The following is a 20,444-nucleotide window of genomic DNA, read 5'->3' as shown; positions in this document are numbered from 1 at the left end:
TTCCCAGCGCCGATGGTACTGCACTCGGGAGGGTGTGGGAGAGTAGGTCACCGCCGCACAAATCATCACGTTGAAGGGGTCCAACCACTGGTTGGGCCCCTTTTTCGCGTCCCGGCACAACACACTCCGTGCCGTAGTATCTACGCCTTGCACACGCCTCCGCCCCACACTCGCGGCCCGCACACGCCTCTGGACCACCCCTTCGACCAGCTTCTCAGGCGCCGGTGCGGCGAGCAGCACGACGGACGTGGCCGGCGCAACCCGGACGGCCGCCCAGCCACCGCCACCGCGCCTGCCAGCGACCTGGCTCGTTCGCCGCTAGCCCCTGTCCTCGGAGACCTATGGCCACCTGGGTTCGCGGGACAACAACGCGCCTCTGGTCGGTCTGGGGCGTGTTAGGGGGTGGGGGCGATCGTTAGGAGGGGTTCGATTCGGAAGGGGATTTGGGTGGAGAGGGCGATGGTGGAGTCGGTGCGTTGGACGGCGGGGGAGGCAAGGATGGTGGCGATGATGTCCTGGAGGTGTTCTGTGCTTCTGGCCACCACTCTGCATAGGAGGTCGTGTTGGCCGCTGGTGCCGTGAGCCTCGAGGATTTCTGGGATGGTGTGCAGGGCCTGGACTGCCTCTGCTAGGCGGCCTTGGGCTATTTGGAGCCAGACGAATGCCAGGATCGGGTAGCCGACTCGGGCGGGTTCGACGGTGGGGCCGAAGTCGGTGATCACGCCGCGGGTTGTCAGCTTTTCCACTCGGGACTGGACCGTGCCTCTGGCTACGCCCAGGAGGCGGGCCAGTTCTGTTAGGCCTATGCGGGGGTTTGCCCGCATGGTGGTCAGTAGCCGGGCGTCCAGTTCGTCCATGTGCTTCCCCTGTGCGATTCGACCAGGGATCGAGGCTGTCCCTGTCTGTGGCGGAGCTTATAGGGCCTTGGTGTGCGGGATGGGCGACGGCCCGCGTCCCCGTGCGAGTGTGCGGAATGACTAGTTTTTGGTTGTGTGGGTAGGCGAGTTCGGGCGGATTGGGCAGGGAGAATGCTCGCTCTTGCCAGCGAATCGGGAAATTGCTGTCATGTGGGCATGTTCGAGGAAGCACAGTACTTCGCCCCGGTCGAGGCGCAGGGGGATGGCTCGGTGGTAGTTGAGCTGTCGCGGTCACATCCGGGGTTCGCCGATCCGGTCTACCGGGCGCGGCGTAACGCGATCGCAGGGCTGGCCGTGAACCATCGGCGCGGGATGCCGATTCCGGCCGCCGAGTACACCGAGGAAGAGCACGGCATCTGGGCGCTGGTGGCGGGGGAGCTGGCGGTCAAGCACAAGCGGTACGCCACCGCCGAGTATCTGGAAGGCGCTGAACGGCTTGGCCTGCCGTACGAGCGGATTCCGCAGTTGGAGGAAGTGAGCGGGCTGCTGGAGCCGCTGACCGGGTTCCGGTATCTTCCGGCGGCGGGGCTGGTGCCGCTGCGGGAGTTCTATGGGGTGCTGGCGGATGGGCTGTTTCACTCTACGCAGTACATTCGGCACCACTCTGTGCCGTTCTATACGCCTGAGCCTGATGTCCTCCATGAGGTGATCGGGCATGCCAACGCGCTGGCGCATGACCGGTTCGCGGCGCTTTATCGGCTCGCTGGGGCGGCGGCTCGGCGGGTTGAGGGGGAGGCGGCGCTGGAGTTCGTGTCCAAGGTCTTCTGGTTCACGATGGAGTTCGGCGTGATGGCCGAGCGGGATGAGCTGCGTGCCTATGGGGCGGGGATTCTGTCGTCCTATGGGGAGATCGAGGAGTTCCGCGGGATGCAGATCCGGCCGCTCGATCTGCGGGACATGGGGCTGACGGAGTACGACATCACGAAATATCAGGATGTGCTGTTCCGGGCGGAGTCCATGCAGCATCTGGAGGACGTGGTCGGGCAGTTCTGGGCCACCTGCGACGACGACTCGATCGCGAAACTTACCCACGTCTAGCAGTCCCCGTGATTTATCACGATAATGCGTGACAAATCACGGGGGAGGGCTGGGCTGGTGTGGTGGAGGGTGCTCGCGGCCTCCGTCCTGGTCCTGCCCACCAGCCTGTACGGCCTGCCGCCTGTCAGCCAGAGCCAACCGCACCCCGCCCTGGCTGCCCCGTTAGTCGATCCGGCCCGGCTGGCGGCCCCGTCGGGTGGCCCGTCTGGTTCAGGGGTCCCATCCGGTGGCCCTTCCGGTTCAGGGGTCCCGTTGGGTGGTCCGTCTGGTCCAGGGGTCCCGTTGGGTGGCCCGTCCGGTGCAGGGGTTCCGTCGGATGGCCTGTCTGGTGCAGGAGCCCCGTCGGGTGGTCCGTTTGGGTCAGGGGTGCCGTTCGGGCCGGCGGGTCCGCGGGTGGGCCCGACTCGGCCGGCCGGTCCGGTGATCGGGGGGACCCGCAGCGGAGCTCTGGTCCAGCCGCAGGTGTCTCCGCGGGACGACACCCGGGCGACTCGGGCCAAGCCTCCCAAGCTTGACCCGAAGGCGATCACCAAGCGGCTCGACCGCTACCTCGCGTCCCGGCCCGGGCCGGTGACCGCGACCGTCAAGGACCTGATCACCGGCCGCGTCTACCGCTACCGCAAGAACGAGCGCCTCATCACCGCCAGCACCGCGAAGGCGCTCATTCTCATGGCGCTGCTCCGCAAGATCCCGTGGCGCAAGCTGGACAAAGCCACCCGCCACGACGCCGACATCATGATCCGCCACAGCGACAACCACGCGGCCGACCGGCTCTGGACGCGGATCGGCGGCGCCGCCGGGTTCACGAAGGCGGCCAGGAAGTTCGGGCTCCGGCACACGAGCGGTGTCGCCGGCGACTGCCTCGACCTGTACTGCTGGGGCATCACCAGGACCTCGGCCGACGACCAGGTCAAGCTCATGAACGCGCTGGTGTCGAAGAAGAGCCCACTCCCTGCGAAGGAGCGCGAGCGAGTGCTCAAGCTGATGGGCGGCGTGGTCGACGGCCAGGACTGGGGCGTGAGCGCGGGCGCGTGCGAAGGTCAGCCGACGGCGCTGAAGAACGGCTGGCTCAAGCGGGTCTCCACCAAGCGCTGGGCCGTGGTCAGCGTGGGCCTGATCGGCAGGAGGTACGCGGTGGCGGTCCTGACCGAGGGCAGCGCGCAGGCGGGCGACGGCATCGCCACAGTCGAAGGCGTGGTCACCCGGATCCTGCGATCATTCCGAAAATGCTAAGAAATGCTAGTAAATGCTGAGAACTAGGGCGTTACGAGGCGATATCCGACACCCCTGACCGTCTGGATGAGCTGGTCGTCCTCGTCGCCGAGCCGCGCGCGCAGCCGTTTGACGTGGACGGCGATGGTGTTGGTGGACGTGGCGTCCGTGGCGTTCCACACGTGCCGCATGATCTGCTCGCGCGTCACTGTGCGGTCGGCGTTGCGCATCAGGTAGTGCAGCAGCTCGAACTCCCGCAACGGCAGGTGTACGGCTCGCCCGCCCACCCGCACCTGGTAGGCGCGGACATCGAGCTCCACCTCACCCACCCGCAGCAAGGAGCGCGACTCCGGAGAGGCGGCCTGCACGAACGGGAGCAGCTCCAGCACCCGGTAGGGCCGGGCCACGCAGGCCGCCGCTCCCGCCGCCAATGCCTGCACCGCCTGCTCGGCGTGCCCGTCTCCGACGCCGAGCAGTACGGGCACGGCTCGCGCCAGCCGTACCGCTCGGACGAACTCCACGGCGCCGATCACCGGCAGGGTCGCCGAGACCAGCACCACATCGGGCCTCAGAGCTCCGGCCTGGAGCAACGCCTGCGCGCCGTCGCTGACTCCGGCGACGGTCACGCCCTCGCGTTCGAGCGCGGTGGCCAGCTCCTGGACGATGCTCTCGTCTGGATCGGCCACCAGCAGCACGGGCGCCGTACGAGTGTCCCCGTGCACCTCGGATGCCGTCTGCTGGTGGGCCATCAGCCGAATCGTCCGGTGATGTAGTCCTCGGTGCGCTTGTCGGAGGGGTTGGTGAAGATGCGACTGGTCTCGTCGAACTCCACCAGGCGGCCGTGCCGTACGCCCTGCTCGTCCACTTCGGCGGTGAAGAACGCCGTGCGGTCGGACACGCGTGCGGCCTGCTGCATGTTGTGCGTCACGATCACGATCGTGTAGTCGCGCGACAACTCCTGCATCAGGTCCTCGATCTTGGTGGTGGCGATCGGGTCGAGGGCGGAGCAGGGCTCGTCCATGAGGATGACCTCGGGCCTGACCGCGATCGCGCGGGCGATGCACAGTCGCTGCTGCTGGCCACCGGACAGGGACAGGGCGTTCTGCTTGAGCTTGTCCTTGACCTCGTCCCAGAGGGCCGCCTGGGTGAGCGCCTGCTCGACCAGGTCGTCCATCTTGCCCTTCATGCCGTTGACCCGGGGGCCGTAGGCGATGTTGTCGTAGATCGACTTGGGGAAGGGGTTCGGCTTCTGGAAGACCATGCCGATCCGGCGGCGTACCTCGATGGGGTCGACGTGGTCGCCGTAGAGGTCCTCGCCGTGGTAGGTGATCGTACCGGCGGCGCGGGCGCCCGGGATGAGGTCGTTCATCCGGTTGAAGCAGCGCAGCACGGTCGACTTGCCGCAGCCAGACGGGCCGATCATGGCGGTGATCTCGCGGTTGCCGATGGTGAGGTCAACGCCGCGGACGGCTTCGTAGTCGCCGTAGTAGACGCTGAGGTTCGAGACGGTGAACACCGGGTCCAGGGCCTCGATGTTCCGGGGGGCCTCCGGCCCGCGAACGGTGATGTTCGGCATGATCTCGGTCATTTCTTCCTTACCACCGCTTCTGGTAGCGGTTACGGAGCCAGATGGCCGCTGAGTTCATCAGCAGCAGGATCGCCAGCAGGACCACGATGGCGGCCGCGCCGACGACCTGGACCTCAGGGCGGGAGTTGGTGATCAGGTTGTAGATCTGGACCGGTAGGACGGAGAAGCTGCTGCTCAGACCGTCGGGGTTGAAGCGGACCAGAGTCGCCGCTCCGAGCAGCAGGAACGGCGCCGCCTCGCCGATCGCGCGAGACAGCGCCAGGATGGAACCGGTCGCGATGCCGGGCACCGAGGCCGGCAGCACCTGCCGCCAGATCGTCTGCCACTGCGTCGCGCCGAGGGCCAGGGAGCCCTCGCGGATGGACGGCGGCACCGCCTTGATCGCCTCGCGGGCGGCGATGATCACGATGGGGAGCACCAGGAGCGACAGCGTGATCGCGCCGGTGATCACACTCGGGCCGAGGCCGAAGCCGCGGGAGATGACGCCGAGGCCGAGGATGCCGTAGACGATCGAGGGGACCGCCGCCAGGTTGGCGATGTTCAGCTCGATCAGCCGGTTGTACCACTTGGTCTGGTCGGCGTACTCCTCCAGGTAGACCGCGGCGAGCACGCCCGTGGGCAGGGCCATGACCGCGGTCAGCGCGACCACCCAGATCGTGCCCATGATGCCCGAGAGCACACCGGCCGTCGCCGCGTTGACCGAGCGCAGCGAGGGGAAGTTCTGGATGAGGTTGAGGTCGAGGCGCTGCCAGCCCTGCGTCACCACGTAGATGAGCAGGACCACCAGGAAGATCATGGCCACGGCCAGGCTGGCGAGCAGGGCGAATCGGAACAGGTGCTCCTTGAGCGGCCTGCCCTGGCTGGCCAGCCGTACAGTCGATGCAGGTGTGGACAGGATTGCCATCAGTCGTACACCTCGCGGTACTTCTGCACCATCCGGGCGCTGAACCAGTTCATCGCGAAGGTGATGATGAACAACAGCGAGCCCACGGCGAAGATCGTCTTGTAGGGGATCGAGCCGGTGGAGAGGTCACCCGCGCCGGCCTGCGCGATGAAGGCCGCCATGGTGGCCATCTCGTTCGTCGGGTCGAAGGTGAAGATCGACTTGAAGCCGCCCGCGACCGCCACGATCATCGTCTCGCCCGCGGCGCGGGAGACCGCCAGGATGATCGCGGCCACGATGCCGGAGAACGCGGCGGGCACCACGACGCGGACCGAGGTCAGCATCTTCGAGGCGCCCAGCGCGAAGGAGCCTTCACGCAGGCCGTTCGGCACCGCCGCCATCGAGTCCTCGGCGAGGGAGGCGACGATCGGGATGATCATGATGCCGACGAGGAGGCCGGCGGAGAGCGCGTTCTTCGCCTCCAGGTTCAGGAAGGGGAAGATGTCCTTCAGCAGCGGGGTGAGGAAGGACAGCGCGAAGTAACCGAAGACGACGGTCGGCACGCCGGCCAGGATCTCGAGCACCGGCTTGAAGAACTTGCGGACGCCGGGCTTGGCGTACTCCGACAGGTAGATCGCCGCGGCCAGGCCCAGCGGCACCGCCACGATCACGGCGATGAGCGTGATCTCCAGCGTGGCCACCACGATCGGCCAGACGCCGAACGTGGGCGGCTTGATCAGCGGACCCCAGTTGGTCGAGCCGAAGAACTCGGCGATGCTGACCGCCTGGAAGAACTCGATCGTGGGCTCGACCAGCGAGTAGATGATGCCGACCGTGGTCGCGATGGAGACCAGCGCCGCCGCCAGAAGCAGCGCCTTGATGACGGCCTCTCCGTAACGCGGGCGCGACCGCGCCAGGGACCTTCCGGTCCCCGGTGCGGTCGCCCGGTGCTGAGCAGCCATCAGCCCGCCTTCAGCGCCGTGATGTCGCTCTTGAGCTTGGCCTCCTGCTCGGCGTTGAGCGGGATGAACTTCGCCTCCTTGGCCAGAGAGCCGATGTTGGCGCTCAGGTAGTCGAGGAAGGCGGCGACCTCAGGCCGCTTCACGGCCGTGGTCGAGGGGTAGATGAACAGCGAGCGAGCCAGCGGGGTGTACTTGCCACCCTGGGCGGCCTCCACGCTGGGGGCGACGCAGCCGCTGCCGGAGTCGATCTCAACGGCGGTCAGCTTGTCCATGTTCTCTTCGTAGTAGGTGAACCCGAAGTAGCCCAGGCCACCCTTGGCGCCGGCGACGCCGTTGACGATGTCGTTGTCGTTCTCGGAGGGGCTGTAGTCCTTGCGGCTCGCGCCCTCCTCACCGTTGATCTCGTCGGTGAAGTAGTCGAACGTGCCGGAGTCGGCGCCGGGGCCGTAGAGCTTCAGCGGCTCGTCCGGGAACTTGGCGTCGACGTCCTTCCAGGACTTGACCTTGCCGTCGGCGGCGGGCTCCCACATCTTCTTGAGCTGCGCCGTGGTCAGGCACTTGGCCCAGGTGTTCTCCTTGGGAACCACGACGGTCAGGGCGTCGGTGGCCACCGTCAGCTCGGTGAACTTGATCCCCTTGCCCTCGCAGAGGGTCTTCTCCTCGTCCTTGATCGGGCGGGAGGCGTTGGAGATGTCGGTCTCGCCGGCGCAGAACTTCTCGAAGCCGCCACCGGTGCCGGAGGTGCCGACGGGAACCTTGACCTGCGGCTGCTCCTCGCCGAACGCCTCGCTCGCGACGGAGATGAGCGGGGCCACGGTGCTGGAACCGTCGATCTTGATCTCGCCGCTCAGGCCCGCGGGGGCCTCGGAGGCTCCGGCCGAAGAGGGGGCGGAGGCCTCGGGGCTGGTGGCCGCACTGTTACCGCCGCCGCCACAGGCCGCCGCGAGGGAAACGACGAAGGCGGCCGTCGCCACCGCGCTGAGGCGGCGCTGTCCACTGGTCACGGTTTGTGTCCTTCTCGTATGGAGATCCTTGCTTGCTACGAGACCGATAAAACTGGGGGAAAGTGAACAGAAATGAAACGAGTCGTGACCGTCGACGGAAGTCGTGCCGCGCCTCGTGTGAATAGCTCTTCAAGCGGCATGCTTGACCCTATGACGTACCGCGTATGCCTCGTGTGCATGGGAAACATCTGCCGCTCTCCGATGGCCGAGGCGGTGCTGCGGGCCACGCTGGCCGAGCACGGCCTGGAGGAGGTGGTGGTGGAGAGCGCGGGGACCGGTGACTGGCACGTCGGCGGGCCCATGGACCAGCGGGCCGCGTTGACCCTGGCCGAGCACGGTTTCGACGGCTCATCCCATCGGGCCAGGCAGTTCACCGCGGAGTGGTTCGACCGATATGACCTGGTGCTGGCCATGGACACGGCCAACCTGCGGGCGCTCAGGCGGCTCGCGCCCGCCGGTCAGGAGGTTCGGTTGTTCCGCTCGTTCGACCCCGCCGCGCCGGCGGACGCGGAGGTGCCCGACCCATACTACGGCGGCCAGGACGGCTTTGACGAAGTGTTGCGGCAGGTCAAGGCCGCTTCGGAAGGTCTTGCCAAGCATTTGGCCGCGTCGCGGGGATGAGAGTGGTCGAGCGGCTCGGCTCCTCGCACGGATGGCGGCTGGAGCGGGGCTTTCTGGAGGACGGGCGCGAGGTCTTCGCCAAGTCCGGCGTTGTTTCCCCTTTGTTCACTTCCGAGGCCGCCGGACTGCGGTGGCTGGGGGAGGTGATGAACGTGCCCGACGTGATCGAATCGGGCGCCGACCGGCTGGTGTTGTCGTGGGTGCCGGCCGAGCCGCCGACCCCTGCCGCGGCCGAGCGGTTCGGGCGGGCGCTGGCGCGGATGCACCGCGCCGGGGCCGACGCTTTCGGCGCGCCGTGGCCGGGGTTCATCGCCGAGCTCCCCATGGACAACTCGCCCGCGCCCGACTGGCCCGCCTTCTACGCCTCGCGGCGCGTTCTTCCCTTCGTACGGCAGGCCGCCGCGTTGACCGCCGAGGATCGGGATCGGGTGGAGCGGGCCGTCGGGGTTTTTCCGGAAATTTCCGGACCGGCGGAGCCGCCTGCGCGGATTCACGGGGACCTGTGGAGCGGGAACCTGCTCTGGTCCGGCGGGACCGGGGTGCTCATCGACCCTGCGGCGCATGGCGGGCACCGGGAGAGCGATCTGGCCATGCTGGAGTTGTTCGGCGTGCCGTACCTGGACCGGATTCTTGGGGCTTATCAGGAGGAGCACCCGCTCGCGGACGGGTGGCGAGAACGGGTGCCCCTGCACCAGTTGCATCCGTTGCTGGTGCATGTCGTGCTTTATGGCGAGAGCTACCGAGGGCAGTTGATGCGCGCCGTGGAGCGGGTGCTCAGGCGTTGAGGTGGTTCAGGACCGTTTCGTGGAGCGCGCCATTCGTGCACACGAGGCTGCCACCTTCCAGGCTGCCCGCGCCGGCGACGTCGGTCCAGCGCCCGCCGGCCTCCTCGACGATCACCGTCAGCGCCGCCATGTCCCAGGGCGACAGCTCGGGCTCGGCAGACAGGTCCACGGAGCCCTCGGCGACCATCATGTGCGACCAGAAGTCCCCATACGCCCTGGTACGCCAGCAGGCGCGGCTCAGATCCAGGAAGTTGTTGAGCTTGCCCTGCTTCTCCCAGCCGCCGAAGCTGGAGTACGAGAACGAGGCGTCACCCAGGTCCGTCACCGCCGAGACCCGCATGCGGCTGGCCTTGGTGAGGCTCTTGCCGGTCCACGCGCCGCCGCCCTTGGCCGCCCACCAGCGCCGGCCGAGCGCGGGCGCGGAGACGAGTCCGACGACGACCTCGCCGTGGTCCATGAGCGCGATGAGCGTGGCCCAGACGGGCACGCCGCGCACGTAGTTCTTGGTCCCGTCGATCGGGTCGATGATCCACGACCTGGCGCCCCAGCCGGTCCGCCCGAACTCCTCGCCCACGACGGCGTCGCGCGGGCGCGCCCGGCGAAGCGTGCCGCGGATCGCCTCCTCGACCGCCCGGTCGGCGTCGCTGACCGGCGTGAGGTCCGGCTTGGTGTCGACCTTGAGGTCCACCGCCTTGAACCGCCGCAGGGTCAGGTCGTCGGCGGCGTCCGCCATGACGTGCGCGAGGCGTAGATCGTCGTTGTAACCCGTCACGAGGAGCCACGCTACCGTGCCGGGCACACGCCGCATCAGAGGCCGATTCCCGCTTTCTTGCCGACATATCACCACTCGGGGCGTGGCCTCCGTTGTTACTCGCGAGTAGCATTGCGGCATGTCTTTTGATGTGGGCGCTTTCATGCTCCAGACCGTGCCGTTCGCGAACACGCTCGGGGTCGTCTTCGACAAGGTCGACGACGGGTACGCCCTGTGCCGCCTGCCCGATCGTCCCGACCTGCACAACCATGTGGCGGGGCCGCATGCCGGGGCCCTGTTCACGCTCGCCGAGTCGGCGTCCGGCGCGGCCATGCTGTCGGCGCTCGGTGACCAGTTGTCGCGCGCGGTGCCGCTGGCCACCGGGGCGACCATCCGGTACCGGAAGCTGGCCATGGGCGAGGTGACCGCCGAGGCCCGGCTTCAGGCGGATCGGGACGAGGTGGTGTCACGGTTGGACGCGGGGGAGCGGCCGGAGTTCGAGGTGGGGGTGGAGCTCAAGAACGCCGAAGGCGTCCTGGTCAGCGAGATGACCGTCTCCTGGACCCTCCGCCCCAACCGCCCCGCCTAGCCTCACACGCTCGGCCTTGGCGTGGCGCACCGGACTGGGCCCGCTGAGTGCCGGGTTGCGCCGCGCTGTGTGCCCGGGCTGATCCGCGCGCTGGGTCTTCGGCCGAACCGCGGGATAGCCCCTCACCGCGGTGGGGCGGTGGAGCCTGGTGGGCCTGGCGCGGTGAGCTGTCCGGTCTGGAGGCGCGCTGGAACGTTGGGCCAGGCAAGGCGGTTGGCTGCGCGGTGGAGTGTCGGACCTGGTGGCGCGGCGGATTGTCGGGCCGGGAGCGTGAGCCGGGTGCGGTGGGTTGTCAGGTCTGGTGGCGTGGTGGCCCGTTGGGCCGGGCAGGCTGGTGGGCCGGATGGGCGGTGTCCCGAGGGCGGTGGGGTGTGTCCCTTGCCTGGGTGCGTGTCAGTCTGTTGTGGGTTCGGGGTCGCGGGTGGCGAGGAGGCGGCGGAGGCTGTCGAGGCGGGCCGGGTCGGCGTGGCCCTCGGCGACCCACGCGTCCAGCGCGCAGTCGGGGCCGCGGTGGGTGCAGCCCTTGGGGCAGTTGACCGTGCCGTCGATGAGGTCGGGGAAGGCGGCCAGTACGGTTTCCACCGAGATGTGGGCCAGGCCGAAGCTGCGTACCCCGGGCGTGTCGATGATCCAGCCGCCCTCGGGCAGTTCGAGGGCCACGGCCGAGGTGGAGGTGTGGCGGCCGCGGCCGGTCACCGCGTTGACGTGGGAGACGGCCCGGTTGGCATCCGGTACGAGGGCGTTGACCAGCGTGGACTTGCCCACCCCCGAATGGCCCACCAGCACGCTGATCCGACCGGTCAGGTGTTCTTGCAGGTCCTCCAGCGAGCCGCCCTTGTGGACGACCACGTGCGGCACGCCCAGCGGTTCGTACAGGGAGAGCAGCTCGTCCGGCGACGCCAGGTCGGACTTCGTCAGGCAGAGCAGGGCCTCGATGTCGGCGTCGAAGGCCGCCACCAGGATGCGGTCGATCATGCGCGGACGGGGCGGGGGCTCGGCCAGGGCGGTGACGATGACGAGCTGGTCGGCGTTGGCCACGACCGGGCGCTCGATGCCGTCGGTGTCATCGGTGTCGTCGGCGGAACGGCGCAGCATCGACGTGCGAGGCTCGACGCGGACGATGCGGGCAAGGGTGTCGGGTTCGCCGGAGACGTCCCCGACGATGGCCACCCGGTCGCCGACCACGATGCCCTTGCGGCCGAGTTCGCGGGCCTTCATGGCCACCACGAGCCTGCGGACGGGCTTGGCCTTCTTGCGGCCACGGCCGCCCGACGCGGCGGTGGCCGCCTCGACCAGGGTGGTGTAGCGGCCCCGGTCGACGGCCACCACGAAGCCCTCGACGGCGTCCTCGTGGGCAGGGCGGATCCGGGTCCTCGGCCGCGAACCCTTGCCCGGCCTGACCCTGACGTCGTCCTCGTCGTATTCCCGCCGCTTCAGCGGTCTTCCTCCCCCAGCATCTCCCCCCACATGCGGGTGAACTCCGGGAGGGTTTTACCCGTTGTGGCGATGTTCTCCACTTCGATGCCGGGCACCGCCAGGCCGATGACCGCACCGGCCGTGGCCATGCGGTGGTCGTCGTAGCTGTGGAAGACGCCGCCGTGGAGCGCGCGGGGGCGGACGATCAGGCCGTCGTCGGTCTCCTCCGCGTCGCCGCCCAGGCGGTTGATCTCGGTGACGAGCGCCTCCAGGCGGTCGGTCTCGTGGCCGCGGATGTGGGCGATGCCGCGCAGCCTGCTCGGGGTGGTGGCCAGGGCGGCCAGCGCGGCGATCGTGGGCGTCAGCTCGGAGACGTCGCGCAGGTCGGCGTCGATGCCGAGGATCCGGCCGTCGGCGGGGGCGGTGAGGGTGAGGGTGGCGACGGCCTCGCCGTACGGCGTCAGGTCGATCGTGGCGCCCATGCGGGTGAACAGCTCGCGCAGCACGTCACCCGGCTGGGTGGTGCTCAGCGGCCAGTCGGGGACGGAGACCGTGCCGCCCGCGACCATGGCCGCGGCCAGGAACGGCGCCGCGTTGGACAGGTCGGGCTCCACCGTGGTCTCCCGCGCGGCGATCGGGCCCGGGGCCACGCGCCACACGTCGGGTTCGGAGTCGTCGACGCTCACGCCCACGGCTCTGAGCATCTGCACGGTCATGAGGATGTGGGGTTGCGACGGGACCGGCGGGCCCGCGTGCCGGATCGTGACGCCCTTCTCGAAACGGGCCGCGGCCAGCAGCAGCCCCGAGACGAACTGTGACGAGCCCGACGCGTCCATCGTCACCTCGCCGCCGCTCAACGGGCCGCGGATGGTGAACGGCAGCGCGTCGTTGTCGATCGTGGCCCCGAGGGCGCGCAGGGCGTCGAGGATGGGGCCCATCGGGCGTTTGCGGGCATGGGCGTCGCCGTCGAAGCGCACCTCGCCGTCGGCCAGCGCGGCCATCGGGGGCACGAACCGCATCACCGTTCCGGCCAGGCCGACGTCGATGCTCGCGCCGCTGGTGACGGGGCCTGGGGTGACGCGCCAGTCGACGCCCGCCGGGGTCTCGTCGACGGCCTCGAAGCCCGCACCCAGTGCGCGCAGGGCGGCCACCATCAGGTCGGCGTCGCGGCTGCGGAGCGCCTGGCGGACCAGGCCGGGGCCGTCGGCCAGCGCGGCCAGCAGGAGCGCGCGGTTGGTCACCGACTTGGAGCCGGGCAGGGCGACGGTAGCCGCGAGGGGGGCGGTCGCGACCGGGGCTGGCCAGTGCTGTGCGGGCATGGTCAAAGACTACTGGCAGCCGGTACGGCGGGCCGCAGCCTGTGGACGAGGGCACGCGGCCCGCATGTCTGTGGACAGGGCGGCGGGCGGGGGCCCCGGAGGTGAGGGCGCGGAGGTGAGGGCGGGGAGGTGAGCGCGCGGAGGCCACGTGTCTGTGATCAGGGCGCCGAACGGGATCGCGGAGGCGGGGGTGAGGGGAGAGGCGGAGAGAGGAGGTGAGGGCGCGGGTTGGGGCGGGTGGTCGAGAGGGTGGGAGGCGGGGGAGGGCAGGGCGTGGCAGGGTGGGGTTATGTGTGGTAGATACGCCTCGGCGCGCAAAAAGCACGAGCTGCTGGAAGAGTTCCAGGTCGAACTGGACGACGAGCCCGACAAGGAGCTGAGCCCCGACTACAACGTGGCTCCCACCAAGCAGGTCTACGCCGTCCTCAGCCGCGTCCCCGAGGAGGCCGAGCGGGCGGTCAGGCAGCTCAGGGTCGTCAAGTGGGGCCTGGTGCCGATCTGGGCGAAGGACCCCTCGGTGGGCTCACGGATGATCAACGCGCGGGCTGAGACCCTGGCCGAGAAGCCGGCCTACAAGCAGGCGTTCGCCAAGCGGCGCTGCCTCATCCCCGCCGACGGCTACTTCGAGTGGATGCCGATCGAGGGCGACAAAAAGAAGAAGCAGCCCTACTTCATCCACCCCGAGGACGGCGGGGTGCTGGCCATGGCCGGGCTGTACGAGTTCTGGAAGGACAAGACCCGCGAGGACGACGACCCGCTGAAGTGGCTGGTCACCTGCACGGTCATCACGACGGACGCCGAGGACGACCTCGGCCACATCCACGACAGGATGCCGATGATGATCGAGCGGGAGCGCTGGGCGGAGTGGCTCGACCCCAAGCTGACCGACACCGCCACGGCCCAGGGACTGCTCGTCCCGGCCCAGTCGGGCCGGCTGGTTGCCTACCCGGTGTCCACAGATGTGAACAATGTCCGGAACAACGGTCCCGACCTCATCAAACCCCTGCCTGACGGAGAAGAAGGAGCGCTTTTCTAGTAGGTGTAAGAACCGCGCCAAATGGGCATCCGGTGGAAAAGCGATGCAACCGTTCACTCGGTGTCACCGCCACATTCACCCCTCGTTGCGCAGGGCGGGACCACCGGGGAGAGTCCCGCCAGGCTCCCCTCACCTGCCCGGAGGTGCGGATTCGTGGACCACACGACCGCTCGTGAACGTCTGGAGAGCATGCTGGCCGAGCTCGACCGCTCGATCAGGGTCCTGACCGGCGATCCCGTCGCCGTGCGTGAGCGTTCGGCGGCCGACGCCGGATCCGATCTCACCGAGGCCGACCGTGCCCAGGCCATGCTCGACGTGGCCGTCGCGCAGCGCCGCGCCGTCGTGAGCGCGCTCAGCCGCATCGACGACGGCGTCTACGGCGAGTGCGTCGACTGCGGCAAACCGGTCCCTGAAGGGCGGCTGGAGGCCCGCCCGGAGGCCGCCCGGTGCGTGCAGTGCCAGTCGAAGCAGGAGCGGCGCCGCTAGGTCTTGCGGGCGCTGGCCACCAGGTGGATGCCGACCGTGTCGTCGTCGTCCGGGTGCGCCTCGAGTTCCGTGCGCACCAGCCAGGCCAGTGACCGGGAGTCGGAGCCGAGCACGTGGTCGACGGTCGAGGGGGACAAGACGGTGCGGGGCCGTACCCACTCGACCTCGAGACCCGCGCCCATCAGCAGCTCGCGCAACTGCCCGCTGCTGAAGCAGCGGGTGATGCCGCCGTCGGGCCAGGGCACGAGCATGACCTCGTTCGTCTGGCGCAGGTGCTGCCACTGGCCCTGCTCGGCCAGGATGGCCATGCCCAGCACCAGCGAGTCGACGCACAGCAGCGCGCGGCCGCCGGGGCGCAGCACGCGGGCCACGTCGGACATCGCCGACTCGGCCATGAGCTCCACCGACATGGCGCGCTCCTCGGCCAGCACCGCGTCCACGCTCTCGTCGGGCAGGAAGGACAGGTCGTCGGAGCGCACCTGGCGGACCCGGACGTCGCGCAGCCTGGACTGGTCGGTGGTCATGCGGAAGTCGACGACCTCGATCACCTTGTGGCCGGCCCGCGCGGCCTGGGCGGACCAGCGCCCGCGCCCGCCGGACAGGTCGAGGATCACCGATGGCTGGCCGGGGAGCCACCTGCTGAGTTGTTCCGCGACGACCGCGCGGTAGAACGTCCAGTACGGCCCGAGGGTCCCCGAGCCGTTCAGTTCCTCGGCCGGAATGGGCAGCACACGCGACTCCTGGGTTCCGGGACAATGGCTACCAGCCGGTACGTATTCTTTTTCCCCGCACCGGGTTGTTCGTCACCTTCTATCTTGCGGGAACAGACGCGGGCGCGGGCGTGTTGCGACGAGCATGCTCGCAGTTGCAGGTCGTCCACAGATACCGCCACCCGGCCCCAGTGACCGGCGACTTGGTGCCAAGCAGGTATTCTCCCCTGAGTACGGTGTACCGCCACAGCCGGCCACCGGTGATCATAGGGGGGTGGGTCCGGTGCCCGCGACAGGCGCGGAGACTCTGGAGCAGCGCAGTGAGCGGTTCGAGCGCGACGTCATGCCGTATCTCGAGCAGCTCTACTCCGCCGCGCTCCGGATGACCCGGAACCCGGCGGATGCGGAGGACCTGCTGCAGGAGACCTTCGCCAAGGCGTTCGCCTCGTTCCACCAGTTCCAGGAGGGTACGAACCTCAAGGCGTGGCTCTACCGGATCCTGACCAACACCTTCATCAACAGCTACCGCAAGAAGCAGCGGGAGCCGAAGCAGTCGGGCACCGAGGAGATCGAGGACTGGCAGCTCGCGCGCGCCGAGTCCCACACCTCGACCGGGCTGAAGTCCGCCGAGGTGGAGGCGCTGGAGCACCTGCCCGACGGCGACATCAAGCAGGCGCTCGCGGCCCTGCCCGAGGAGTTCAGGATCGCGGTCTACCTCGCCGACGTCGAGGGCTTCCCCTACAAGGAGATCGCCGACATCATGGGCACCCCGATCGGCACCGTGATGTCCCGGCTGCACCGCGGCCGCAGGCAGTTGCGGAACCTGCTCGAGGACTATGCTCGCGAGCGTGGCCTCGTCCCGGCGGAGGGGTCGAAATGAGCTGTGGCAACCCGCACGACACCGACTGTCGCGAAGTGCTGGACAAGGTCTACGCCTACCTCGACGGGGAGCTCGGCGAGGGTGACTGCGTCGACATCCGGGTGCACCTCGACGAGTGCGACCCGTGCCTCAAGGAGTACGACCTCGACAAGGTCGTGAAGCAGCTCGTGGCCAAGCACTGCGGCTGCGACCCGGTGCCCGCCGACCTGCGCTCCAAGGTGCTCGGCCGGATCGAGCAGGTCCGGGCGGAGCTGTCCGACTAAGATCTTCCCCATGCGCGTGGTGGTCACCGGCGGCGCCGGGTTCATCGGGTCGAATCTCGTCGACCGCCTCCTGGGCGACGGCCACGACGTGGTCGCCGTGGACGACTTCTCTTCCGGCAGCCGCGACAACCTCGCCGGCGCCCTGACGAACGACCGCTTCCGGCTGTGCGAGCTGGACATCCGCGACCCGGCGATGATCGCGCTGGGCGCGGAGTGGAAGCCCGAGGTCATCTGCCACCTTGCCGCGCAGATCAGCGTCCGCAGAAGCGTGAGCGATCCCGTCCACGACGCGCGGGTCAACGTCGAGGGCACCGCGTCGGTGCTGGCCGCCGCGCGCGAGGGTGGCAGCCGCAAGGTGGTCTTCGCCTCCTCGGTCGCCGTGTACGGCCGGCCGCCCGCCATCCCGGTTCCCGCCGACGCGCCGGCCGACCCCCGCTCGCCGTACGCGGCCTCGAAGCTCAGCGCCGAGACGTATCTCGCGACCTTCCACGCCCTCTACGGCCTGGAGTACACCACGCTCGTCCTCTCCAACGTCTACGGCCCGCGCCAGTCGCCCGACGGCGAGGCCGGCGTCGTCGCCATCTTCACCGACTCCCTGCTCAACGGCGTGCCCACCGTCCTCTACGGCGACGGCACCCAGACCCGCGACTACGTCTACGTGGACGACGTGGTCGACGGCTTCGTGCGCGCGTGCGGCGCCGACGGCAACGGCCGCCGCTTCAACCTGGGCACCGGCATCCAGACGACCGACCGCCGCCTGCACTCGCTCATCGCCGACGCCGTGGGCGCCCAGGACAAGCCGGGCTTCGCGCAGCCCAGGCCGGGCGACCTGCCGGCCATGGCGGTGGATCCGGTGCCCGCCTACGACGGGCTCTCCTGGCAGCCCGCGAGCGACCTGGCCACGGGCCTGCGCGCCACCGTCGAGTGGAGACGGAGTTGCCGCAGGTAGTGGCTTGATTACGCTTTGCTTGCGATTCTCGACTCCGCCCGTTTCCGCACGTCAACTTCTGTAGCGTGAATCACAGGTTTCGACGGGGAGGAAGTGGATGTTGAAGGTGTCGACCGCCCGGCTGATCACGGCTCTCGTGCTGATCACACCGGTCGTTCTCCTCTTGACGGCCGGCGGGGGCGGTGGCGTCCTCCCGCCCGGGGTCTCCTGGACCTGAGCTCCAAAGGGGGGCCGCAATGCGTGATCTGTCGTGGCCTGCGAAGGTCTATCTGTTCGCCGTGATCGGCGCGGCCGCCGCGCTGTTCGCCCACAGCCTGATCACCAAGGGGCAGCTCGTCGCCTCGGAGAGCCTCGGCATCCTGCTCGTGCTCGCGCTGCTGTTCCTGGTGTGCGAGTCGATGCCGACGCTGCTCAACGTGGAGCAGTTCGCGGTGTCGGTGAGCTTCTCGGCCGCGCTGGCCGCGGTGGTGCTCATCGGGATGGAGGGCGCCGCGCTGGTCGGCCTCACGGCGGTCCTGAGCGTACGGCCCGGCCTGCCGCTGATCAAGCGGCTCTTCAACGGCGCCCAGTTCGCCCTGTGCGGTTACGCCGCCGGCTGGGTCTACCAGCAGTTAGGCGGTGTCTCCGGGGTCCCGCAGGTCAACGCGTTCGACGACCTGATCGGCCCCTACGCGGCGGCCACGGCCGTGTTCGTGCCGCTCAACATCGTGCTCACGCTCACCATGATCTCGCTGGCCACGCAGGTCAGCGCGGGCGAGGTGCCGATGCGCGGCATGGTGCAGTTCCTGCTGACCTATCTCGGCTACGGCACATTCGGACTGCTGGTGGCGGGCCTGTGGGCGACGATCCAGTCGATCTCGGCGGTGCTGGTGCTGCTGCCGCTGTTCGTGGCCAGGTGGGCCTTCGGCCAGTACCACGCGCAGCAGCGCTCCTACGACGCCACGATGGCCGCGCTGTGCCAGGCGGTCGAGACGAAGGACTACTACACCCGCGGCCACTGCACCCGGGTCTCGCTCGCCTCCACCATGATCGCGCAGGAGATCGGCATGGGCATGGACCGGCTGCGGGCCATACGCTACGCCGGCATGCTCCACGACGTCGGCAAGCTGGGCGTGCCCACCAAGGTGCTGCAGAAGGAGGGGCCGCTGACCGAGGAGGAGTTCGCCGCGATCCAGTTGCACCCGATGCGGGGCCTGGAGATCGTGCGCGGCATCGACTTCCTGGACGAGGCCTTCGCCGGGATCATGCACCACCACGAGCGCCATGACGGCAAGGGGTACCCGATGGGGCTGGCCGGGGCGGAGATCCCGGAGTTCGCCCGGGTCATCGCGGTGGCCGACGCCTTCGACTCGATGACCTCCGACCGCTCCTACCGCGGCGCCCGCCCGGTCGAGGTGGCGGTGGACGAACTGGAGCGCGGCGCGGGCACCCAGTTCGACCCGGTGATGGTGGCCGCGTTTATCAAGGCCCTCGACCGCAACCCGTGGCAGCCGCAACGCCGCGTCGAGCCCCCACCGGAGGACGCCGCCACCATCAAGGACCACGACGACCCGACCATGCCGATCCAAGTGGTGACGGGCCAGTGAAACGGGAGCGAACCCGACGCAGTGAGCGGAGTGGAGGGCCGAGGTACGAGGCACTCCGCGAAGCGAATGAGGAGTGGTGAGCGACCCAATGAAACGCGCCTTTCAGGGGCTGGATTCAGGGCAACTGCTGCTGATCTGTGCCGCCGGGTTGGTCGCTGTGGCGGGGGTGGCGCACACTGCGGCGGTCGGGCTTGACCGTCCTGAGGTGGCCATCGGGTTCGGTGCGCTGATCGCGGTGGGCGAGCTGGCCAGGCTGACCATGCCGGGCAACAGGGAGGTCGCCCCGATCGGCGCCGCCGCCGCGCTCGGCTACACGCTCCTGCTCGACCTGGCCACCAACCCGCTGCGCCACTCCGCGCTCCAGGTGGTGGCGGTGATCGCGGTCGGGATGGTGGCGGGCGCGCTGCCGCACCTGGCGGTGGGCCGGCCGCCGCGCCTGGACGCGATGGCCAGGCGGCTGCTGACCGGTGCGCTGCTGGCCTTCGCCTTCCGCCCGCTGGCCGGCACCCTGCACGAGCTGACGCTGGGTGAGCGCGGCACCTGGTGGCCCGCGCTGATCGTGATGGTCACGCTGATCGCGCTCACGCTGGGCATCGACGTGCTGATCGCCGCGATGCTCCGCGCCGAGCAGGTGCGCACCGCGTTCAGGGTGGCGGTCAGCGACGAGGTCCGCACCGCCTTCCCGCTGGGCGCGGCGGTCGCGGCCTCCGGCGTGCTGCTCGCGCTCGCCTCGCACAGCATGGACCTGGTGGCGCTGGTCGTGTTCGCCGCGCCGCTGCTGGTCACGCAGGTCGCCTTCCGCAAGTACGCCGGCATCCGCGCCACCTACCTCCAGACGGTACGCGCGCTGGCCCGGGTGACCGAGGTCGGCGGCTACGTGGAGCCCGGCCACTCCCGCAGGGTCAGCCGCCTGTCGGTGGCGATCGGCCGCGAGCTGGGCATGTCCGAGCCGGAACTCCTGGAGCTGGAGTACGCGGCCCTGATGCACGACATCGGCCAGCTCTCGCTGCGCGACCCGATCCCGGGCGGCGCGACCGTGCTGACCGATCCCGAGCAGGCCAGGCGGATCGCCGAGCTGGGCGCGGAGGTCATCAGGCAGACCGGCGTGCTGGACCGGGTGGCCGACGTGGTGCGCCGCCAGTGCGACCCGATCGACGAGGATCCGCCGCTGTCGAGCCGCATCATCAAGGTGGCCAACGCCTACGACGACCTCGTCGGCGGCTCCACCGACCGCGACCGCGCCGGCGCCGCCCTGGAACGGCTGCGCCTGGCGGGCGGCTCCGAGTACGACGCCGCCTGCATCGGCGGCTTGGCCAGGGTGGTCGACCGGGCCCCTTCGCACCGGATTTAGGGGGTTCGGGCGGGAGATCAGGAGGGTTTCCGGCCTCGTACAAAGCGGCGGGTATTCCGAGGGGAGATTTCGCCCGTCTCGCACCCTGGAGTTGTGGG

The 20,444-nt window shown here is 69.3% G+C and carries 22 protein-coding genes; 12 read left to right on the top strand and 10 right to left on the bottom strand.

The features are described from left to right. Positions 1-395: 395 nt before the first annotated feature. Positions 396-857 carry an Lrp/AsnC family transcriptional regulator gene (locus ACIBEJ_RS42575; RefSeq protein ID WP_397188648.1) on the bottom strand — a complete coding sequence of 154 codons (462 nt, stop codon included), beginning with the start codon at positions 855-857 and terminating at the stop codon, positions 396-398. Positions 858-1,073: 216 nt separating this feature from the next. On the opposite strand from ACIBEJ_RS42575, the gene ACIBEJ_RS42570 reads away from it, so the two are divergent. Together ACIBEJ_RS42570 and ACIBEJ_RS42565 are read left to right on the top strand one after the other, a co-directional pair. Further along, a complete protein-coding gene (locus ACIBEJ_RS42570) occupies positions 1,074-1,955 on the top strand; it encodes a phenylalanine 4-monooxygenase (RefSeq protein WP_397188647.1) in 882 nt (293 codons plus the stop codon). 462 nt (positions 1,956-2,417) lie between these two features. Beyond that, positions 2,418-3,188 carry a serine hydrolase gene (locus ACIBEJ_RS42565; RefSeq protein WP_397188646.1) on the top strand — a complete coding sequence of 257 codons (771 nt, stop codon included), beginning with the start codon at positions 2,418-2,420 and terminating at the stop codon, positions 3,186-3,188. A 23-nt stretch (positions 3,189-3,211) separates the two neighbouring features. On the opposite strand, the gene ACIBEJ_RS42560 is transcribed toward ACIBEJ_RS42565, so the two are convergent. From ACIBEJ_RS42560 to ACIBEJ_RS42540, 5 genes are read right to left on the bottom strand one after another with little or no spacing between them, the layout of a single operon-like run. Then, positions 3,212-3,916 (bottom strand): response regulator transcription factor, encoded by a 705-nt coding sequence (locus ACIBEJ_RS42560; RefSeq protein WP_397188645.1) that lies wholly within the window; start codon positions 3,914-3,916, stop codon positions 3,212-3,214. Further along, positions 3,916-4,743 (bottom strand): phosphate ABC transporter ATP-binding protein PstB, encoded by an 828-nt coding sequence (gene pstB / locus ACIBEJ_RS42555; RefSeq protein WP_397188657.1) that lies wholly within the window; start codon positions 4,741-4,743, stop codon positions 3,916-3,918. Before pstB ends, ACIBEJ_RS42560 begins: the two co-directional genes overlap by 1 nt. 19 nt (positions 4,744-4,762) lie before the next feature. Next, positions 4,763-5,659 carry a phosphate ABC transporter permease PstA gene (gene pstA, locus ACIBEJ_RS42550; protein WP_397188644.1) on the bottom strand — a complete coding sequence of 299 codons (897 nt, stop codon included), beginning with the start codon at positions 5,657-5,659 and terminating at the stop codon, positions 4,763-4,765. Next, the gene (gene pstC / locus ACIBEJ_RS42545) at positions 5,659-6,600 is read right to left on the bottom strand and encodes a phosphate ABC transporter permease subunit PstC (RefSeq protein ID WP_397188643.1); all 942 of its coding nucleotides are present in this window, start codon (positions 6,598-6,600) and stop codon (positions 5,659-5,661) included. Before pstC ends, pstA begins: the two co-directional genes overlap by 1 nt. Then, positions 6,600-7,604: a PstS family phosphate ABC transporter substrate-binding protein gene (locus ACIBEJ_RS42540; protein WP_397188642.1), complete on the bottom strand. Its 1,005-nt coding sequence runs from the start codon at positions 7,602-7,604 to the stop codon at positions 6,600-6,602. The genes pstC and ACIBEJ_RS42540 overlap by 1 nt, the downstream gene beginning before the upstream one ends. Positions 7,605-7,754: 150 nt before the next feature. Here ACIBEJ_RS42540 and ACIBEJ_RS42535 point away from each other — a divergent pair, with 150 nt between their 5' ends. Both ACIBEJ_RS42535 and ACIBEJ_RS42530 read left to right on the top strand, forming a co-directional pair. Beyond that, positions 7,755-8,225 carry a low molecular weight protein-tyrosine-phosphatase gene (locus ACIBEJ_RS42535; protein WP_397188641.1) on the top strand — a complete coding sequence of 157 codons (471 nt, stop codon included), beginning with the start codon at positions 7,755-7,757 and terminating at the stop codon, positions 8,223-8,225. After that, positions 8,222-9,010: a fructosamine kinase family protein gene (locus tag ACIBEJ_RS42530; RefSeq protein ID WP_397188640.1), complete on the top strand. Its 789-nt coding sequence runs from the start codon at positions 8,222-8,224 to the stop codon at positions 9,008-9,010. Before ACIBEJ_RS42535 ends, ACIBEJ_RS42530 begins: the two co-directional genes overlap by 4 nt. Here the strand turns inward: ACIBEJ_RS42530 and hisN are convergent. Then, positions 9,000-9,782, bottom strand: a complete 783-nt coding sequence (gene hisN, locus ACIBEJ_RS42525) for a histidinol-phosphatase (RefSeq protein ID WP_397188639.1) — start codon at positions 9,780-9,782, stop codon at positions 9,000-9,002. The two genes, ACIBEJ_RS42530 and hisN, sit on opposite strands and share 11 nt — an antisense overlap. A 118-nt stretch (positions 9,783-9,900) precedes the next feature. On the opposite strand from hisN, the gene ACIBEJ_RS42520 reads away from it, so the two are divergent. Then, the gene (locus ACIBEJ_RS42520; RefSeq protein ID WP_397188638.1) at positions 9,901-10,350 is read left to right on the top strand and encodes a DUF4442 domain-containing protein; all 450 of its coding nucleotides are present in this window, start codon (positions 9,901-9,903) and stop codon (positions 10,348-10,350) included. Between the two features lie 393 nt (positions 10,351-10,743). Here the strand turns inward: ACIBEJ_RS42520 and rsgA are convergent, their stop codons facing one another. Both rsgA and aroA read right to left on the bottom strand, forming a co-directional pair. Beyond that, positions 10,744-11,817, bottom strand: coding sequence for a ribosome small subunit-dependent GTPase A (gene rsgA / locus ACIBEJ_RS42515; RefSeq protein ID WP_397188637.1), 1,074 nt, complete (start codon positions 11,815-11,817; stop codon positions 10,744-10,746). Beyond that, positions 11,784-13,085: a 3-phosphoshikimate 1-carboxyvinyltransferase gene (gene aroA / locus ACIBEJ_RS42510; protein ID WP_397188636.1), complete on the bottom strand. Its 1,302-nt coding sequence runs from the start codon at positions 13,083-13,085 to the stop codon at positions 11,784-11,786. Before aroA ends, rsgA begins: the two co-directional genes overlap by 34 nt. Positions 13,086-13,374: 289 nt before the next feature. Between aroA and ACIBEJ_RS42505 the strand changes: the two genes are divergently transcribed. Next, positions 13,375-14,121, top strand: a complete 747-nt coding sequence (locus ACIBEJ_RS42505; protein ID WP_397188635.1) for an SOS response-associated peptidase — start codon at positions 13,375-13,377, stop codon at positions 14,119-14,121. A gap of 153 nt (positions 14,122-14,274) precedes the next feature. Beyond that, positions 14,275-14,607: a TraR/DksA family transcriptional regulator gene (locus ACIBEJ_RS42500; protein ID WP_397188634.1), complete on the top strand. Its 333-nt coding sequence runs from the start codon at positions 14,275-14,277 to the stop codon at positions 14,605-14,607. Here the strand turns inward: ACIBEJ_RS42500 and ACIBEJ_RS42495 are convergent. Then, entirely contained in the window at positions 14,604-15,338 is a 735-nt protein-coding gene (locus ACIBEJ_RS42495; RefSeq protein ID WP_397188633.1) for a class I SAM-dependent methyltransferase, read from the bottom strand. The genes ACIBEJ_RS42500 and ACIBEJ_RS42495 overlap by 4 nt on opposite strands. 253 nt (positions 15,339-15,591) lie before the next feature. Between ACIBEJ_RS42495 and ACIBEJ_RS42490 the strand changes: the two genes are divergently transcribed. The 5 genes from ACIBEJ_RS42490 (at position 15,592) to ACIBEJ_RS42470 (ending at position 20,346) form a co-directional block, all read left to right on the top strand. Then, a complete protein-coding gene (locus tag ACIBEJ_RS42490; RefSeq protein ID WP_397188632.1) occupies positions 15,592-16,197 on the top strand; it encodes a sigma-70 family RNA polymerase sigma factor in 606 nt (201 codons plus the stop codon). Continuing rightward, entirely contained in the window at positions 16,194-16,460 is a 267-nt protein-coding gene (rsrA, locus tag ACIBEJ_RS42485; protein ID WP_397188631.1) for a mycothiol system anti-sigma-R factor, read from the top strand. The genes ACIBEJ_RS42490 and rsrA overlap by 4 nt, the downstream gene beginning before the upstream one ends. Positions 16,461-16,470: 10 nt before the next feature. Beyond that, positions 16,471-17,409, top strand: coding sequence for an NAD-dependent epimerase/dehydratase family protein (locus ACIBEJ_RS42480; RefSeq protein ID WP_397188630.1), 939 nt, complete (start codon positions 16,471-16,473; stop codon positions 17,407-17,409). A 236-nt stretch (positions 17,410-17,645) separates the two neighbouring features. After that, positions 17,646-18,995, top strand: coding sequence for an HD-GYP domain-containing protein (locus ACIBEJ_RS42475; protein WP_397188629.1), 1,350 nt, complete (start codon positions 17,646-17,648; stop codon positions 18,993-18,995). Between the two features lie 88 nt (positions 18,996-19,083). Further along, the gene (locus ACIBEJ_RS42470; protein WP_397188628.1) at positions 19,084-20,346 is read left to right on the top strand and encodes an HD-GYP domain-containing protein; all 1,263 of its coding nucleotides are present in this window, start codon (positions 19,084-19,086) and stop codon (positions 20,344-20,346) included. The last annotated feature ends 98 nt before the right edge of the window (positions 20,347-20,444 follow it).

This window comes from Nonomuraea sp. NPDC050790, from assembly GCF_044456745.1.
Classification (GTDB): Bacteria; Actinomycetota; Actinomycetes; order Streptosporangiales; family Streptosporangiaceae; genus Nonomuraea.
The sequence above is the reverse complement of the archived record's forward strand: the minus strand, read 5'-3'. Positions and strand labels throughout refer to the sequence as shown.

Excerpts from the sequence above, each read along its gene's own strand:
- ACIBEJ_RS42520 (WP_397188638.1), top strand. The coding sequence starts at position 9,901 with ATGTCTTTTGATGTGGGCGCTTTCATGCTCCAGACCGTGCCGTTCGCG.
- pstA (WP_397188644.1), bottom strand. The coding sequence starts at position 5,659 with ATGGCAATCCTGTCCACACCTGCATCGACTGTACGGCTGGCCAGCCAG.
- ACIBEJ_RS42480 (WP_397188630.1), top strand. The coding sequence starts at position 16,471 with ATGCGCGTGGTGGTCACCGGCGGCGCCGGGTTCATCGGGTCGAATCTC.
- ACIBEJ_RS42505 (WP_397188635.1), top strand. The coding sequence starts at position 13,375 with ATGTGTGGTAGATACGCCTCGGCGCGCAAAAAGCACGAGCTGCTGGAA.
- ACIBEJ_RS42560 (WP_397188645.1), bottom strand. The coding sequence starts at position 3,916 with ATGGCCCACCAGCAGACGGCATCCGAGGTGCACGGGGACACTCGTACG.
- pstB (WP_397188657.1), bottom strand. The coding sequence starts at position 4,743 with ATGCCGAACATCACCGTTCGCGGGCCGGAGGCCCCCCGGAACATCGAG.
- ACIBEJ_RS42530 (WP_397188640.1), top strand. The coding sequence starts at position 8,222 with ATGAGAGTGGTCGAGCGGCTCGGCTCCTCGCACGGATGGCGGCTGGAG.
- rsrA (WP_397188631.1), top strand. The coding sequence starts at position 16,194 with ATGAGCTGTGGCAACCCGCACGACACCGACTGTCGCGAAGTGCTGGAC.
- ACIBEJ_RS42535 (WP_397188641.1), top strand. The coding sequence starts at position 7,755 with ATGACGTACCGCGTATGCCTCGTGTGCATGGGAAACATCTGCCGCTCT.
- ACIBEJ_RS42575 (WP_397188648.1), bottom strand. The coding sequence starts at position 857 with ATGGACGAACTGGACGCCCGGCTACTGACCACCATGCGGGCAAACCCC.
- ACIBEJ_RS42475 (WP_397188629.1), top strand. The coding sequence starts at position 17,646 with ATGCGTGATCTGTCGTGGCCTGCGAAGGTCTATCTGTTCGCCGTGATC.
- aroA (WP_397188636.1), bottom strand. The coding sequence starts at position 13,085 with ATGCCCGCACAGCACTGGCCAGCCCCGGTCGCGACCGCCCCCCTCGCG.
- ACIBEJ_RS42470 (WP_397188628.1), top strand. The coding sequence starts at position 19,084 with ATGAAACGCGCCTTTCAGGGGCTGGATTCAGGGCAACTGCTGCTGATC.
- pstC (WP_397188643.1), bottom strand. The coding sequence starts at position 6,600 with ATGGCTGCTCAGCACCGGGCGACCGCACCGGGGACCGGAAGGTCCCTG.
- ACIBEJ_RS42570 (WP_397188647.1), top strand. The coding sequence starts at position 1,074 with ATGTTCGAGGAAGCACAGTACTTCGCCCCGGTCGAGGCGCAGGGGGAT.